The 15,249-nt window shown below is 33.8% G+C and carries 12 protein-coding genes and 1 tRNA gene; 4 read left to right on the top strand and 9 right to left on the bottom strand.

The genetic code is table 11. The annotated features are described in order from the left end of the window. Nucleotides 1-5: 5 nt before the first annotated feature. Both GM552_RS03635 and GM552_RS03630 read right to left on the bottom strand, forming a co-directional pair. Nucleotides 6-1,439, bottom strand: a complete 1,434-nt coding sequence (locus GM552_RS03635; RefSeq protein WP_155565313.1) for an NAD(P)-dependent oxidoreductase — start codon at nt 1,437-1,439, stop codon at nt 6-8. 100 nt (nt 1,440-1,539) lie between these two features. Beyond that, the gene (locus tag GM552_RS03630) at nt 1,540-2,502 is read right to left on the bottom strand and encodes a complex I NDUFA9 subunit family protein (RefSeq protein WP_155565312.1); all 963 of its coding nucleotides are present in this window, start codon (nt 2,500-2,502) and stop codon (nt 1,540-1,542) included. Nucleotides 2,503-2,629: 127 nt separating this feature from the next. Between GM552_RS03630 and GM552_RS03625 the strand changes: the two genes are divergently transcribed. Further along, a tRNA-Leu gene (locus tag GM552_RS03625) sits at nt 2,630-2,716 on the top strand. 420 nt (nt 2,717-3,136) lie between these two features. Then, nucleotides 3,137-4,108, top strand: coding sequence for a restriction endonuclease (locus tag GM552_RS03620; RefSeq protein WP_196424844.1), 972 nt, complete (start codon nt 3,137-3,139; stop codon nt 4,106-4,108). A gap of 743 nt (nt 4,109-4,851) precedes the next feature. Here the strand turns inward: GM552_RS03620 and GM552_RS03615 are convergent. Continuing rightward, on the bottom strand, nt 4,852-5,001 hold the full coding sequence (locus tag GM552_RS03615; RefSeq protein WP_155565310.1) for a hypothetical protein: 150 nt from the start codon (nt 4,999-5,001) through the stop codon (nt 4,852-4,854). Between the two features lie 523 nt (nt 5,002-5,524). On the opposite strand from GM552_RS03615, the gene GM552_RS03610 reads away from it, so the two are divergent. Then, nucleotides 5,525-5,974 carry a LexA family transcriptional regulator gene (locus GM552_RS03610; protein WP_110438882.1) on the top strand — a complete coding sequence of 150 codons (450 nt, stop codon included), beginning with the start codon at nt 5,525-5,527 and terminating at the stop codon, nt 5,972-5,974. Nucleotides 5,975-6,002: 28 nt separating this feature from the next. Next, nucleotides 6,003-7,268: a Y-family DNA polymerase gene (locus GM552_RS03605; RefSeq protein ID WP_155565309.1), complete on the top strand. Its 1,266-nt coding sequence runs from the start codon at nt 6,003-6,005 to the stop codon at nt 7,266-7,268. 174 nt (nt 7,269-7,442) lie between these two features. Here the strand turns inward: GM552_RS03605 and GM552_RS03600 are convergent, their stop codons facing one another. The 6 genes from GM552_RS03600 to GM552_RS03575 form a co-directional block, all read right to left on the bottom strand. Continuing rightward, the gene (locus GM552_RS03600; RefSeq protein WP_155565308.1) at nt 7,443-8,663 is read right to left on the bottom strand and encodes a type II restriction endonuclease; all 1,221 of its coding nucleotides are present in this window, start codon (nt 8,661-8,663) and stop codon (nt 7,443-7,445) included. Next, nucleotides 8,664-9,077 (bottom strand): very short patch repair endonuclease, encoded by a 414-nt coding sequence (locus tag GM552_RS03595; RefSeq protein WP_230882745.1) that lies wholly within the window; start codon nt 9,075-9,077, stop codon nt 8,664-8,666. It abuts the gene before it with no gap. Between the two features lie 58 nt (nt 9,078-9,135). Then, nucleotides 9,136-10,338, bottom strand: a complete 1,203-nt coding sequence (gene dcm, locus GM552_RS03590; RefSeq protein WP_155565306.1) for a DNA (cytosine-5-)-methyltransferase — start codon at nt 10,336-10,338, stop codon at nt 9,136-9,138. A 699-nt stretch (nt 10,339-11,037) separates the two neighbouring features. Next, nucleotides 11,038-11,556 (bottom strand): hypothetical protein, encoded by a 519-nt coding sequence (locus tag GM552_RS03585; RefSeq protein ID WP_155565305.1) that lies wholly within the window; start codon nt 11,554-11,556, stop codon nt 11,038-11,040. Between the two features lie 1,288 nt (nt 11,557-12,844). Then, nucleotides 12,845-13,675: a hypothetical protein gene (locus GM552_RS03580; protein WP_155565304.1), complete on the bottom strand. Its 831-nt coding sequence runs from the start codon at nt 13,673-13,675 to the stop codon at nt 12,845-12,847. A gap of 14 nt (nt 13,676-13,689) precedes the next feature. Further along, nucleotides 13,690-15,057 carry a glycerophosphodiester phosphodiesterase family protein gene (locus GM552_RS03575; protein ID WP_155565303.1) on the bottom strand — a complete coding sequence of 456 codons (1,368 nt, stop codon included), beginning with the start codon at nt 15,055-15,057 and terminating at the stop codon, nt 13,690-13,692. Between the last annotated feature and the right edge of the window lie 192 nt (nt 15,058-15,249).

The following is a 15,249-nucleotide window of genomic DNA, read 5'->3' as shown; positions in this document are numbered from 1 at the left end:
TGTTTTCAAGCAGCAGAAACATTCTGTTTATTATTTTGTTGTTCAAGCCAATGGGCAATTTTTTCCGCCACATCCTGCCCATCCTTGACAGCCCATACAACAAGACTTGCCCCGCGTACAATATCGCCGCCTGCAAAAACGCCAGGTAAAGAAGTCATACGACTATGATGATTCAATTTTATGGTACCAGATTCATTTGTATCCAATTGGTCATTATCCCACAGGGTGGTCAATGGTTCAGGATCAAATCCAAGTGCTTTGATAACCATATCCGCTTGCAGGGTGAAATGACTGTTAGGTATAATTCTGATTTTTTGTCTACCACCAGCATCTGGCAAACCCAATTCGGTTCTTAATGCGCGAATTGCCTCCACTTTTTCTTCACCTACAAAAGCGTCTGGAGCTGCCTGCCAAATGAATTCCACACCTTCTTCTTCTGCATTTTTTACCTCTCGCATAGAGCCAGGCATATTTGCCCTATCTCGACGATACAAACATTGAACCGAGGTCGCCCCCTGACGAATTGCAGTTCTTAGGCAATCCATGGCAGTATCACCACCGCCAATAACGACAACTCTTTTACCCTTTGCATTCATTTCATTTTTATCGTTATTTTGCGTTTGAGAATCAATCAGATAATCCAGTGCCTGCACAATTCCATTAAGATTTGAACCAAAAAGGCTTACTTCTTTCTTTTTATAAACTCCCGTTGAAATCAATACCGCATCATGTTTATTTCTTAGATCCTCAAAAGCGATGGAATACTCAGCTGTTTTATCTGAGACACTTGTATTGAAATGGAAAATCACATTTGATTTCTCTAACCATTCCTGACGACGAGTTACAATATTTTTTTCAAGTTTAAAGGTAGGTATACCATAAGCCATTAAACCACCAGCCCGATCATAGCGATCATATACATGGACTTGATATCCTTTTTTTCGTAAAACAACCGCTGCAGCCAAACCGCAAGGTCCGGCACCAATAATTCCCACAGATTGCGATAGTTCTTCCAAAGGCATAATAGGTGTGACCCAATTCTGATCAAATGCATGATCGGTTATAAATGCTTCCACCGCTCCAATCGTAACACTTTTGTAATCCTCCTCAATTACGCAACTGCCTTCACACAAACGATCTTGTGGACAGATGCGCCCACAGATTTCAGGAAAACTGTTGGTTGCAGTTGAAAGTGCATAAGCTTCTGCCAAACGATTTTCAGCCGTAAGTTTCAACCAGTCAGGAATATAATTTGATAATGGACATTTCGTTGTACAAAATGGAATACCACATTGTGAACAGCGACTGGCCTGAATTCTGGCTTGTTCCTCTGAAAAGCGTCGATAAATCTCGTTAAAATCATGTTTGCGTTCAACAGCATTACGTTTTTCAGGCTGCTGCTGATCTAAATTAACAAATTTAAGCATTAGGTTAGGCATAATTAAATTCCTTAATATTTAAGGCAGATTACACCTAAACTTTCTATCCTATTCCGTTTTTAATAAAAAGACAGTACTACTGACCTTTCATAACTTTTTTTCAAATATAGACTTCTTTTTGTAATTTTTTTAATTCTTCAAAGTCGCAAGCAGGCCTGTAACAATATAGATAAGCGGGAGCGATCATTTCAATTGAAGATGGAACAATACCTAGAAATTCAAAATTTTTACCCTTGTGACCAGCAACAGAATCATATTTCATTAAATTAACCAATCGTGCGGTCATTAAGGAACCTGGCATATATTCCAGGAAATAAGCCATTAATTTTATAAAACCTAGACATAACCCGCTTACATCATTTTTTCGATGAACTATTTCTAAAACCTTGGAAATCAACTCACGATTAGTAAGTATTTCAGGACCCGCCAACTCGTAAATTTCCCCATTATTTTCTTCATTTTCAACAATCTTAATAACAGCATCAGCAATGTCCCCTGCATAGACAGGTTGTAAACGTGTATTAACATTATAAACTGGCATAATAGGGAAAAAAGTTGATAGAAATCCTAACTTATTCAAAAACTGATCTTCTGGACCAAAACTGATTCCAACCCTTACAATCGTTGAAGAAGGATATGTTTTCAATACGGTTTCCTCCCCCTTTTTCTTGCTGACCAGATAAGAGGAAGGACTTGTGGAATCAGCACCCAAAGCAGAAAAATGCAATAAATTTTTGACACCTGCTGCACTTGCGATTTTTGCTATTTTTTCAGCGATTTTTACATTTATTTTTTCAAGATTACCCTTGCTTTTTCCAACAAAAGCTTCTGCCAGATTAATAACGACACTTGCACCTTCAATGGATCGAACAATAGTATTTTCTTGATCAAATGAACAAAACAATGGAGTAACCTGTCCAACATTACCAAATATTTTCTGTTCTCTCGTATGTGCAGGAAAAGGTACTGCCAATCTTATCACATATCCCTGCTTAACCAACCGCTCAACAAGGTAATTTTCAATTAATCCATTACCACCAATAATCGTTGCTATTTTACGCATCAAACTTTCCCAGCTTCATAATCAAATTTATCGAATAGTGTTTATTCTCATTTGAAAAATTAAAAAAATCAAAAATTCCATTGACCAACTATAAGAACATCAGTAAGAAGTATCAATATATTTAAGAGCCCAAATGGCGGAATTGGTAGACGCGCAGGTTTCAGGTACCTGTAGCCGCAAGGCTGTGGAAGTTCGAGTCTTCTTTTGGGCACCATAAAAATGATATTTGGCACTATTGAATTGTATAAAATAATATAAATCTTTGTCAATTTTCTTATAAATTATTAAAAAAATATCTCACGAAACCCCTATTCATTTGTTTATGCTATCTAAATTTGCTTTTAACTTATTATTTTTCAGTTTTTATCTTTTTTATCCTTTTGCATCACAAGCTGCAACCAATAATTGGCAAATAGAATCTGTAACCAACAATCAAATAATTATTAAAAAAAAAGAAAAAAAATTTAATTTTTTTATCAATTTAAAGACCAATCAACCCATATTGATCAAGCTAGCCCTTATTCAATTCGATAATCAATTTAATAAGCAACCCTCAATTGTTTTCAAAACCGATCATCACTCTTACTATTTAAAAAAAAAGCAAAATACACATCCATTCATATATGAAACCTCATTGAATACGGACCAAAGCAATATATTTGTAAAAGAAATTATTACAAAAAAAAACGCATACATTACATTTCCCAATCAAACTATCGAACTTTCCTTACAAGGAACAACATCGATGTTCAATACGGCTTTGAAAATTATTTCCGAGGAAAAAAATTCTTATACAAATAATACAACTTTTTTTATTTTATATAATTTTAAAAATTTAATATTTACATATCCATATCAATGGATTTTCATATTTATTATTGTTTTTATAACTATCTTTACTATCCGCAAGAAATTTACACTTAGAAATTCATTCCTGAAATTTACAAGCTTTTACCGTAAAAAAAGAGCTATGAAATTGGCAATCAATGAAATAAAACGTCATCGGAAAATATTAACACTTAAAAGAGAACAACTTTGTTATAAAGATGATTATGGCTCCATTATCGAAGATAGATGGTTCAAAGAAATACAACGATTTATTAAGACTAGAATTCGTCCGCGTCTGACAAAAAAAAATCTTGTTGATTTGTTACCATCAATCAAAAAACAACTAGTCAAACATATTCATATAATTGTTGAACAAACAAATTTAGAAAAAAAACAAAATATTAATAACGCCAATTCTCTAAAACCTCTGGAATATGAAGCATTTTGTGCAAATTTACTGCAACAGATTGGGTGGGATGCTAAGGTGACAAACGCTAGTGGCGATCAGGGAGCCGATGTCATTGCCTATAAAAACAACAAGACATTAATTTTACAATGCAAATTGTATACCAAACCGGTTGGCAACAAAGCAGTGCAAGAAGTTTTATCAGCAAAAGAATTTTATTACGCTGATTATGCCGCCGTTGTTTCCAATGCTTCTTATACTGTTTCAGCCCGACAATTGGCAAGTTCAGTTCAAGTTGCCTTGTTGCATCACGAATTATTGCAACAATTTGCCAAAAAACTGTCGCTGAAAACAAAATCAAAATCACTTTGATTTTTATACAAATCAACAAAAATTTATTAGTTCAATTTTTATTTGAATTTCAATGCTTTTTAATAATTTTATAATTAAAATATAAAAAAACAGTTAATTTTTTAATAATAAGTATTGAATATCTTCATATCATTCCATATAATACATTTCGCTTCCGGAAAATAGAATTGAAAACTTGTTTAAGCACCTTTTGTTCTCATTCTATTTTTCGGCTTTTTAAAACATATTTATTATATATCATTACATATTAGTTTTCAATTTTAAAAATTAATAATTTTTTTTGCATTTAAAAAATATTATTTTAATATTTAAAATAATTCATTAAATATATATAATAAAACGAATAATTGATTTTTTGAATATATAAATACATTAATAAAAAAACCACCCCGTAGGGTGGCTATAATTCTAAACATTATATTTAGTAATGTTTTACCGCATCTTCAAAGAAAAAATTTCTTCATTTTCAATTTACTAATATTAGGATTATTTACCATCTTTATTACCATTTGTTTCAACATTATTACTTTTAGTTAAAAATATGATAATATAAATTTTTTCCAGTGATTGGCCACTACACAAACATGATGATAATTTATATCATCTTTTAAATTCACCTAACATATATGGTGCAGTGAAAGAATAAGAAGCGGAAGAATGACCTAATTATTTGATGCTCCATAATTTTTGGTGTCGTAATTTAATCAGGCAAAATTACTAACTTCTCATAATATCCATTAATATCATGTATATTCGCACCAATGGGAATTTTCCATATCACCACCAAGCTGTAATATTTGCTGTCCCAATGTAAACATAGATTGACTATCTGAAACAAACCTGATTAATGGACACTTTACAATTGATCCATCTAAAGCTTGATATTTGGTCATTGATTTTCCATTGAGATACCTCAATGGAAGAATCTGTCAATATGTTATAATTCCTTTTTGATAATGATTTCGTCATATCGATGATAGGTTTCATTTAAGAACCTGCAACATATACAAGCGATATAACAAGATTATAATTATATACCCATAAAAATTGTCTGTATAAATCTAAATTTCGTAATTTAACCTAATAAAAACTAAAATAAATTACTGAATATACTCCAACCTCAAAAGATAACCATATGATTTATATATAATTCATGGTATAAATAACATATTCATTACTTTAACGATTTATATCGGTCATAATTACTCAATATCTAGATTGCAATTTTTCGGACTTTAAAATTTATTCCGACTAATTAAATAATTAATTCGTTTATCCTAAATGATCCCATATCTCAAATTTGATAACACAACCAAATAAGTCATTCAAAGAACTATAAAAATTTTTATTCTTTCATTGATTAATAGAAAATTAACTTTTATAGTCGGCCAAAAAATTATTTATGGAGATCAAATTATGGTTGAGACAGAAATAGTTTCTATTCACCCTGTCCATCCTGACACACGCAGATATTTTTTACCTCACATTGAAATGCTGGTGAAAGCGGGTTTCCCCTCTCCTGCAGATGACTATCTTGAAGGGAAACTGGAGCTCACAGAACATTTGGTTGATCATCCTTCTGCAACTTATTACATACGGGTTTCTGGAGATTCCATGATTGATTACGGTATTTTCGATCATGACCTTTTGGTGGTTGACCGATCGCTAGATCCCCGTCAGGGTGATATTGTCATTGTTTCTGTTGATGGAGAGTTAACCTGTAAAGCTTTGGCAATTAAAAACAATATCCCTTATTTGAAATCTGGCAATCCCAATTACCCCCCTATAGAAATCAAGGACAAAGAAACCATGATCTGGGGAGTGGTCATTCATACAATCCATTCTTTCAGAAACCGCAATCGTTAAAAACTGTTCAACCATAATAAATAAAATAATGATTGGATTAATTGACTGTAATAATTTTTACGTTTCATGTGAACGTGTTTTTAATCCAAAATTGGAAAATCGTCCGGTTGGTATTCTTTCAAATAACGATGGATGTGTTGTTGCCCGCTCTAACGAGCTTAAACCTTTCATCCCCATGGGAATGCCGGCATTTAAAATTCCTTCGGATTTACAAGAGAAAATCACTTTATTAAGTTCCAATTACGAACTTTATGGTGATATGAGCCAACGTGTCTTTGAAACAGTTCAGAATTATTTTTATCATGTTGAGCCTTATTCTATTGACGAAGCATTTATTCATTTAAATGGGGATCAGAAAACCAATAATTATTGTCGCCATGTTCAAAAAATCATTAAAAAAAACACTGGAATCCCTGTTTCCATTGGTCTGTCAACCACCAAAACTCTTGCAAAAATAGCCAACCATATCGCTAAAAAAGATAAAAAACATGAAGGTATTTTCTGCCTAGATATTCATGGTCCTGATTTTAGACATATTCTTGAAAATTTACCAATTTCTGAAATATGGGGCATCGGCCGTCGCTTAAATGCCAAACTGATCGCAATGGGTATTGAAAATGCCTGGCAATTAAAAAATTGCAGCCCCAAATTTATGCAACAGCATTTTTCAGTTGTTTTGGAACGTACTGTTCTGGAATTAAAAGGAATTTCCTGTATTGAACTGACAGATTTTCGTACACCAAAAAAAAATATAGTCGCTTCTCGAAGTTTTGGTCAAAGTACCAACAACCTGTTTGATATTGAGGAAGCCATTCGCTTGCATACTTGCCGAGCTGCCGAAAAATTAAGAAAACAGCATTCCATTACCCATGCTGTTCTGGTTTTTTTAAGAACCAACCGTTTTCACGATCAATCGTTACAATACAACCCTTCCTTTGCCATATCCATGCCATATCCTACAGATGATAGCCGAGAAATCATCAGGGCTGCTCAAAAAGGGCTTCGTAATATTTTCAGGGCTGAATACCATTATCATAAAGCAGGCATAATGCTTTTGGATATCATCCATAAAAATCAAAGACAGCTCGATTTTTTCACCCATACCCAAAATGACCAATCAATCAAGCGCAATAATAGTCTTATGCAAGTGATCGACAGGATTAATCAACAAATGGGATCCCATACAATTCTTATAGGTGGACAGAGAAAAAAGGCAAGATGGCACCTTAAACGGGAACAGTTGAGCCAACGCTATACAACACGATGGGATGAAATATTGAAATTACGAATTTAAAATTCTTATTGAGTAAATTGATTCTGAGAATAATTATTATTCTATCTTGAAAAATTTATTAAATAACGGAGAAGATGGCAATCACAATATATAAATTACACCCGCTTTTGATAAGTTATCTTTAAAAGATATAAGTTTACCAGAAAACTACCACGATAAATTTTCGCATCTATATTAATTGGACAATAAACGCACATCTCCCACAAAAGATTCTAGGGTTTGAAGATATCCTTGAATTTCCAAAGGATATTTATTTATTAAAGGTTTTGGCACCACCAATCTAACATTTGATTCACACATTTCCTGAAACTGATTTACCGAAACCCCTTCTTGCAATGTGAACAAATGTTTAACTGGGATACGATCCGCTTCATTTAATATTTGTCTCCACCTATCCTTACATGTTGTTTTAACAGCCAGCATTCTCAATTGTTTTGATAAAAAATGTTTATTTTTATAGGCATTTTCACATGGAAAAACAAAATCTGGTCTTTTACCATTTTCCGTCTCTGGTTGATATGAAAAATTTAATCCTTCCTTTAATTTCTCTTCTAAAAAAATCTCTCTAAGATGAAGCTCTAACGAACGACCTGACCGTGCTTTTCTTCTTTGCAAAATTTTTTTTGCTGTTTCAAGAAATGCGTCAATCGTACTAAATCCCTGCCGAATAAAAGAAAACTCTATATTTTTTTCAATATTTCTAAAAAGCTCAAATTCACAATTTCTACGTCTAATAAGACGCTCATCGACAGTATCACCAATATCAGGTATTAACTCAATCACTTTTTTTAAAATATCTATAGTTGTCGGAAAGTTGTTTCTCCAATCTTCTGGTATATTCTCTGGTGACAAGCAACAAGAATTGTTTTTGTTCTTTTCTTCAAAGCAATTCCTATCCCAAGATCGAATAATATGTTTCCCGGGAATAATAACTCCTATAAGATTTTCAATCAAATCTTCCTCTGTTACATGATCACACACCCACACATTACAAAGAGAAACATCCCGTCCCTGTTGTCTTTGAAAAGAAAAAATGACCAAAGAACCCGTATTTTCAGGTTCAAGCAAAGCCGAATGCTGACCTCCCCAGTTTGTTATACGCACTTCATCTCGAGTTCCACCATCATGCCATTTGTTATTATACCATATTGCCGTTACATCCCTGATATCATGACAACTGTCAAGTCGCAGTTCGAATGTAACCCTTGGATTTTTTTTACCACTATATTGCAATGATGGAAAAAGATCCATAAGCAGCTTTTTAGGCATGTAAGGACCAGCCTGATGAGATCCTGATGCCAAAGTATCATTGGCTGAAAGACGTTTTACATACCAGACCCTATCCATTCTTCTCTGTTCATTCAGCCAATAAGAAAGTTCATTTAATGAGGCCATTTACTTTCCTCTAACTTGCATATTATCATTACATTTACGAAACCAGTAATCGGTAATAGACACCAGGTCTTCTACAGAAACCTTTTTTTTCCCCTTAATGGCACACTCCCATATAATCATCGACCTCCAACCAAGTTCCCTAAGATTACAAATGGCAGTCATATCCCTTTTCTTATTTGTCTCTATCTTATTTTTCCAGAATTCTACTCTTGATGAAGGCATCCTAAACAAATGGCAGTCATGCCCATGCCAAAAACAGCCATGAATAAAAATTACAGCATTATATTTTCGAAAAACCATATCTGGCTTGCCGGGCAGTTTATGATCATGCAACCTGTAACGATAACCTCGTGAATGCAATATTCTGCGTATAAACATTTCAGGAGCTGTATTTTTACAACGAATACACGACATTATTCTACTTCTGGTTTTCTGATCAACAATATCGATCATTTTAATAATGAAACATCCATCAATTTAGCAAATGGGGAAGTATATGACTGGCAATAGCCTCAACAACAGGAACCACGACCGCATTTCCGAATTGCCTGTATGCCTGGGTATCCGAAACGGGAATTTTAAAATCTGACTGCCCAGGCCTGTCAAACCCCATCAGCCGCGCACATTCTCTCGGGGTCAACCGTCTCGGGTTTTTATCGCATCCCTGTGAGACAAGGATTTCAGATCCGTCCTTGTAATAGCGTGCCGACAATGTTCTGGCCACACTGTCATGATCGCACAGTCCAAAACCAAAACCGTTTCCCGCCTTTTTATGCTTGTCAGCATAGTTTTGCAGATATTTCCATAATTTGTCGGATAACGTGTATTTTTCGGAAACAGCGGCCTTTTTTCCCACGGTATAGTGGCTTTCCGGTTTTTCACTACCGTTTTCAGGGTGCAGGATTGCCGAGAGGCGGGGCCCTGACAACGGATCGGGCAAGGATAATGTGTCAAAACTGAAATCGTTTTTATCCAGAAACCCGACGATAAAAATACGCTCACGATGCTGGGGAACAAACCCTTTTCCATCAATGATACGCCAGTGCAGGCAATACCCAAGCTCATGTTCCAACACATTGCGAATGATTGAAAAGGTTCTTCCTTTGTCATGACTGACAAGATTTTTCACATTCTCCAACAGGAAACACCTTGGACGATGATATCTGATAATACGCGCGACATCGAAAAACAGGTTGCCCTGTGTCTCACATGCAAACCCGTGCTTCAATCCCAGGGATATTTTTTTTGACACGCCGGCAATTGAAAATGGCTGACATGGAAAACCCGCCAGCAGGATATCGTGATCAGGTATATCCCGCTCACTTATCCTGGTTATGTCACCCGCAATTTCATGATTGCATGCGTAATTGGCCCTATAGGTTTTTTGCGAATACATATTCCATTCGCTTGTAAACACACATTGACCGCCAATCCGGTCAAATCCACGTCTCAACCCCCCTATGCCCGCAAACAGATCAATGAACCTGAATTTGCATTGCCCATTTCCCGCAATGGCTATCTTGTTTTGTAATAATGTCATAACAGCCTTACGCGGAACGGCTTCACCCTTTTCCCATCTATATAATGTTCTTTGTGTAAAACCTGCCTCATTAGCCAAATCTTTAATGGAAATCCCAGCCTGTTCTCGTAATTGTGCGAATTCTGTACGTAACATTTTAATCCAACATTATTTTATTTGGAAATAATATTGACATTATGTCATAAAATATTCAAAAATAAAAGCGTCAATAACTTCCCTGCAAAACCTTGGCTATTTTAAAAATGGCATCAATAATCATGATAACATCACCAAGTCTTATACTAAGCAGAACATTGATAATATATTGTAAATTTAAAAAATTTATTTGTTTTTTTAAATAATCCTTAAAAACCACCCATTAATATGACAAGGTTGACAAATAAAAAAAGATAGAAAAACAAATTAATGAATTAGATAGTTTTAGATGGATCAACAAAAGTGGTTTGTAAATTTTTTGGGATGATACTTTGTTTGAAATTGAAGCAATAATAATAAAAACTCGCTAATCTAAAGAATTGTAACAAAATAAAACAAAAGATATAAATTTCTTTTTTATTAACTGATAATTTTTTCATAATATCAAAACATGATAAAATTACAAAAAAACTCAATATTTTTGGGAAATGTAAATTATACAGAATAACTTATTGAATGGCGGAGAAGGTGTCCGACGAATTAAACAAATAACAATTTGATAAATAAAATAAATTTAATATTTTTATCTTATTTATACCCAACATTATACCGCGAAATGAAAAAGCTTGTTTTTTTATTTTAAAGATATTTTAGAAGCCTATAAATGCTTCTTTATTTGAAGAATAAAACATATAATTCCTAACAATCAATGGCCTGCTGGAAACGGTCGATATTCTTTTGCCAATCCGCCTTTCCCAACGCCGTATTGTAGTACTTCTTGTGATACTGGGCCATCGCTGTTGCATTCTTGGAATCTGGCAGTATCTCCCTGATCCGGATATAGAAAACGCGGCACATGGCCGCGGCAAAGAAAAGGTTTCCTGTCAATGTCTCGGGTTTCGGTATCCCCCTGTTGTCCAGGTTAAAATCACCCGCGATATGCATTAAAAGACTTCTTAGAGGTTGCCTTCTCGCATTGTTGAGATAATTGTCCCAGATATCGTGATAGGTCGCGGGTTCCATCTGACATGGCCCCAACGCGGGCCCCTTGCCAAGCTGCCTGAGATATGTATAGTTGCATGCATATCCCTCCACCAGAAAAGTTCCCGTTACCTGATTGATCGCCCTCTGTCCACCAAGATTTATATAGTTCAGTGCTGGTGTTATCACCTCATGTTTCAAATGATTAAGATAAATTCCACCTGTGGTTTTTGTCATACTGGTTTTTCCTTTTTAAAACGAGAAGCGGATAATAAAAAACCCACCGCAATGGGTGGGTGACTGAAGTTTTACTGTTGTAAAATAATAATTTTAATTATATGAATTCAACCTTATCAATTGATCCAGGTCGTCGATATTGCATTGTATTACTTTGGCTAATTCATTTTTTTCATAACCTAATTTATTCATATAAAAGTTTAAGACTTTATTCAATAATTTAGGTTTGCTTTCCTTTAAACCGTTTTCTTGACACATCAAGAGTTTTTCGCCAAATCCTGACAATCACATAGCTGGCATGAAAGACCATATTTGAATAAAGAATTTTACCTTGACCAAAAGAAAAGAAATTTCTTCATCTATTTTAAAAACCAAACATAAGCTTGATGCAAGGCGGCAACTTTTACGGAATAATCAGTTCCTAATAGGATAAATTAACAAGATTTTCAAATCTGATTTAAATGAAGACCAAAAAAAGAGGCACCATAAACAAACTTTTACAAACCATTATTTCAAAATACAACATCAATATACAATCAAATAATGACGCTCCTTTTTCTGATAAAATTCTAAAAGGAAACTTACAAAATGTTACCCATACACGTGAAGAAATTAAAGGTTGATTTAGTAAAGCTAAACTCCAATTATATGCAATGTAAGGCAATTTCTGAAATTTCATATTTGTAATTGACTTATCTTCATCTTTTGCGAGACAGAAAAATTCATTCTCAACTGAAACTGCAGAATGTACCATAAATCCACATCTTTATTTAAAAATGAATTAAATTAATAATTTGGATAGGTATAATTTTACTGACAGTAAATAACATTGGATGTCATTACAACATTACGTGATATTTTATAACAATAAAACGAATTTATCCATCAATATTAGTTTCTTGAACTAATATTATTTTTAATACGTAATAAATAAAAATATTCAAGCTACATATAATATTTAAACTGCCGCTGGTCCAAGTTTAACCCTTGGATGCTGCTTTGACATAATTCTGAATAATTATAAACTCCAACCAATCCATAATAATAACCACCATATAAGCCAACTCTTTCTTCAATACGCATATCAAATGAAATATCTATGTCCCAACAAGATATGGGCATACAGCCATAATTATTACTCTCCAAGAGCACTACAATTATAATGCAGTAAAATTCAATATTTATGAAAATATAAAAAAATTTCTTTAACAAGATGCATTATATATTATTCCTATAAATAATCTCCAATGCATCCTTTATCCATTTTAATTAATAATCAAGTATTCCATCATATATTTATTTCATATTGTATTACCAATTTTTTTGTAGCATCAGTTTTAAAATCAATTAATTTTCCAGTTTTTGTATCTGCAAAAGTCAACTTGAAACTTCCACCAGTCCAATCATACATTCCATGAAAAACATTAACTGTAGAATAATCACTAAGTTCTGGTAAGGACATCAATATTTTCGGATTAACGTACCAAAGATTATTTTCTGCATTTGCCACTTTCAGCTGATCATCCTGCAATATTAAGGTGCTGTTATCATCCCACTTTATCATATTCAAATTTAACTGTTGGAATTGGGTTTTATAAGAAAAATAGGGAAATTCACCGGCTTTACTCGCTTCGATTGTTAATGTCGAGGCAAACATTTTTCTTACAACTGGATACATACTATTTGATATATTAACTTGTGCATCAAAAAATTTTCCAGATGCCATGGACGGACGGAAATGACCAAATGAAACTTGAATGATATCACCTGGATCAACAGGTTCATTGATGGTCAACTCAGCCGTATATACTCCAACCATTGTTGAATTTACATAATTTTCTGATGACTGTTTCCATACTCCATTAGCTGATATCCAACGTACAGCAATCGAAGAGTATTTTTGATTGTTTTCAGCTTCTTCAAAGGATACTGCCGTCACTGTAATACTAATTGTTTCACCAAATATCGCAGGAACATTATAATATCCATAAGCATTACTGTTCGTATCTATTGATTTAAATGTCCATGTCCCATCACTATTCTTGTCAATTGTTGATGTTCCATTTATTTTTATTGGAAATTGTGACAGTTCACGACCCGCTATTAGAATATCTTTCATTTTCAACCCCTTAATTAAAACGCTTGGACAGGATAATTGTTACACATTACTGAAGTCGTCCCCGTTTTAAGTGCTTTCAAAAAATTTCTATCATTTTCAGCAGTCCAAACACTCAATCCAACATCGGCATCAATGCATTTTTGTACAATTGAGGGATCTTGCGAAACAGTGTCAATTTGCCATAACAAAACCCCGTTTCCCAAGGTTTGCATTTTTTTAATAGCTGAATCGATATTGTTGTCTTCTCCAAATTGTAAATACCCTACACGACATTTTGAATCCAAAGAACGAACATGTTCCAATACTGAATAAACACCATTTTGAAAAGTCGCCAGATGACTTAACCCATAAGATTGAATAGTTTTTACAATTTGCGTAACTTGATCTATGGTTTCAAATCTCTTGATTTCAGGATAAAATGGACGATTGACTTTTGCTATAAACTGACACCATTCATCCAGTGAACTTAATTTGACAACATCATAATAAGGTGTATTTTTAAAGTCAGAAAAACGTAAAGATTTTAGATCTTCATAGGTTGATGTTCGTAATTCTAAACTATAATCAAGCAGTCTATTTGTTTTATTATCATGCCATATAATGAACTTTCCATCCGTAGCGGTTGACTGAATATCAAATTCAAAAGATATCTCTTGATGGGCACGATAAGAATTTACAGCATTATATACTGTATTTTCTATAATTCTTGCTTTCCCGCCTCTATGCATTGTAATTTCAATTGGTCTGTTTGGCAGATTAAATGAACGTGTTTCATATACCTTATTTACTATTGAAAAAAGTGAGGCTGAAGGGGCGGCTTTTGTTGGAACGAGAGCTGAGGAATTGATTGATTTAACATGTAAATCTGTTGTTTCATCGTTTAAATTATTATCACCTTTTTCCCCTTTTGGACCTGTAGCCCCCATAATGACGACAAGACCATCATTATTCTCATACAGCACACCCTCCGCACGAATTGGAAGAATACAGACAAAATCTAAAATCTCCTCTTTTTCTGTCTTGACTTCACATTTCAAGGGGACATCTTTATTAAGTTCCCCTCCATTGAAACGAACTGTAAAAGTTTGTTCCTGAAGCGAATATCTATCCGCCGTAACATTACTATCGCTTGTTGGACTAAACCTAACAGTTGCGATTGTATCATTTTCAAGCATACGGTTTTTTATAGAAAAACTATAAAATTTTTGCTCTGTTGGTCCCTTGCAAGATAAACGCAGTATTGTTCCACTCAAACATCCGCTAGGCAACTCAAATATTTCACGATCATTTTGTTCAATAATATTATTTTTTTGCGATTTACATTGAGTTTCATTCACCGGTAAAATCTTTGGTTCATTATTATTAATTAAATAATTATTCATCTATTTATCCTTAATAAAAAAAACCGTTCACAAGAACGGTTTTTATTAAATTGATATTATAAAACAATGCCCATACCCATAATATTATGGCGACATTGGTGGCTTTATATTTTTGACATCGTTGCTATCAATAATAGCCTGTAATTTTTTCATATAAATCAACCCACATGACAGCAGTTGCTTCATTAAAAA

Source organism: Commensalibacter sp. ESL0382, from assembly GCF_009725775.1.
GTDB lineage: Bacteria > Pseudomonadota > Alphaproteobacteria > Acetobacterales > Acetobacteraceae > Commensalibacter > Commensalibacter melissae.
The sequence above is the reverse complement of the archived record's forward strand: the minus strand, read 5'-3'. Positions and strand labels throughout refer to the sequence as shown.

What these genes read in the sequence shown, in the direction of transcription:
- GM552_RS03635 (WP_155565313.1), bottom strand. Translation starts at nt 1,439, where the DNA reads ATGCCTAACCTAATGCTTAAATTTGTTAATTTAGATCAGCAGCAGCCT.
- GM552_RS03630 (WP_155565312.1), bottom strand. Translation starts at nt 2,502, where the DNA reads ATGCGTAAAATAGCAACGATTATTGGTGGTAATGGATTAATTGAAAAT.
- GM552_RS03615 (WP_155565310.1), bottom strand. Translation starts at nt 5,001, where the DNA reads ATGACCAAATATCAAGCTTTAGATGGATCAATTGTAAAGTGTCCATTA.
- GM552_RS03610 (WP_110438882.1), top strand. Translation starts at nt 5,525, where the DNA reads ATGGTTGAGACAGAAATAGTTTCTATTCACCCTGTCCATCCTGACACA.
- GM552_RS03605 (WP_155565309.1), top strand. Translation starts at nt 6,003, where the DNA reads ATGATTGGATTAATTGACTGTAATAATTTTTACGTTTCATGTGAACGT.
- GM552_RS03600 (WP_155565308.1), bottom strand. Translation starts at nt 8,663, where the DNA reads ATGGCCTCATTAAATGAACTTTCTTATTGGCTGAATGAACAGAGAAGA.
- GM552_RS03595 (WP_230882745.1), bottom strand. Translation starts at nt 9,077, where the DNA reads ATGTCGTGTATTCGTTGTAAAAATACAGCTCCTGAAATGTTTATACGC.
- dcm (WP_155565306.1), bottom strand. Translation starts at nt 10,338, where the DNA reads ATGTTACGTACAGAATTCGCACAATTACGAGAACAGGCTGGGATTTCC.
- GM552_RS03585 (WP_155565305.1), bottom strand. Translation starts at nt 11,556, where the DNA reads ATGACAAAAACCACAGGTGGAATTTATCTTAATCATTTGAAACATGAG.
- GM552_RS03580 (WP_155565304.1), bottom strand. Translation starts at nt 13,675, where the DNA reads ATGAAAGATATTCTAATAGCGGGTCGTGAACTGTCACAATTTCCAATA.
- GM552_RS03575 (WP_155565303.1), bottom strand. Translation starts at nt 15,057, where the DNA reads ATGAATAATTATTTAATTAATAATAATGAACCAAAGATTTTACCGGTG.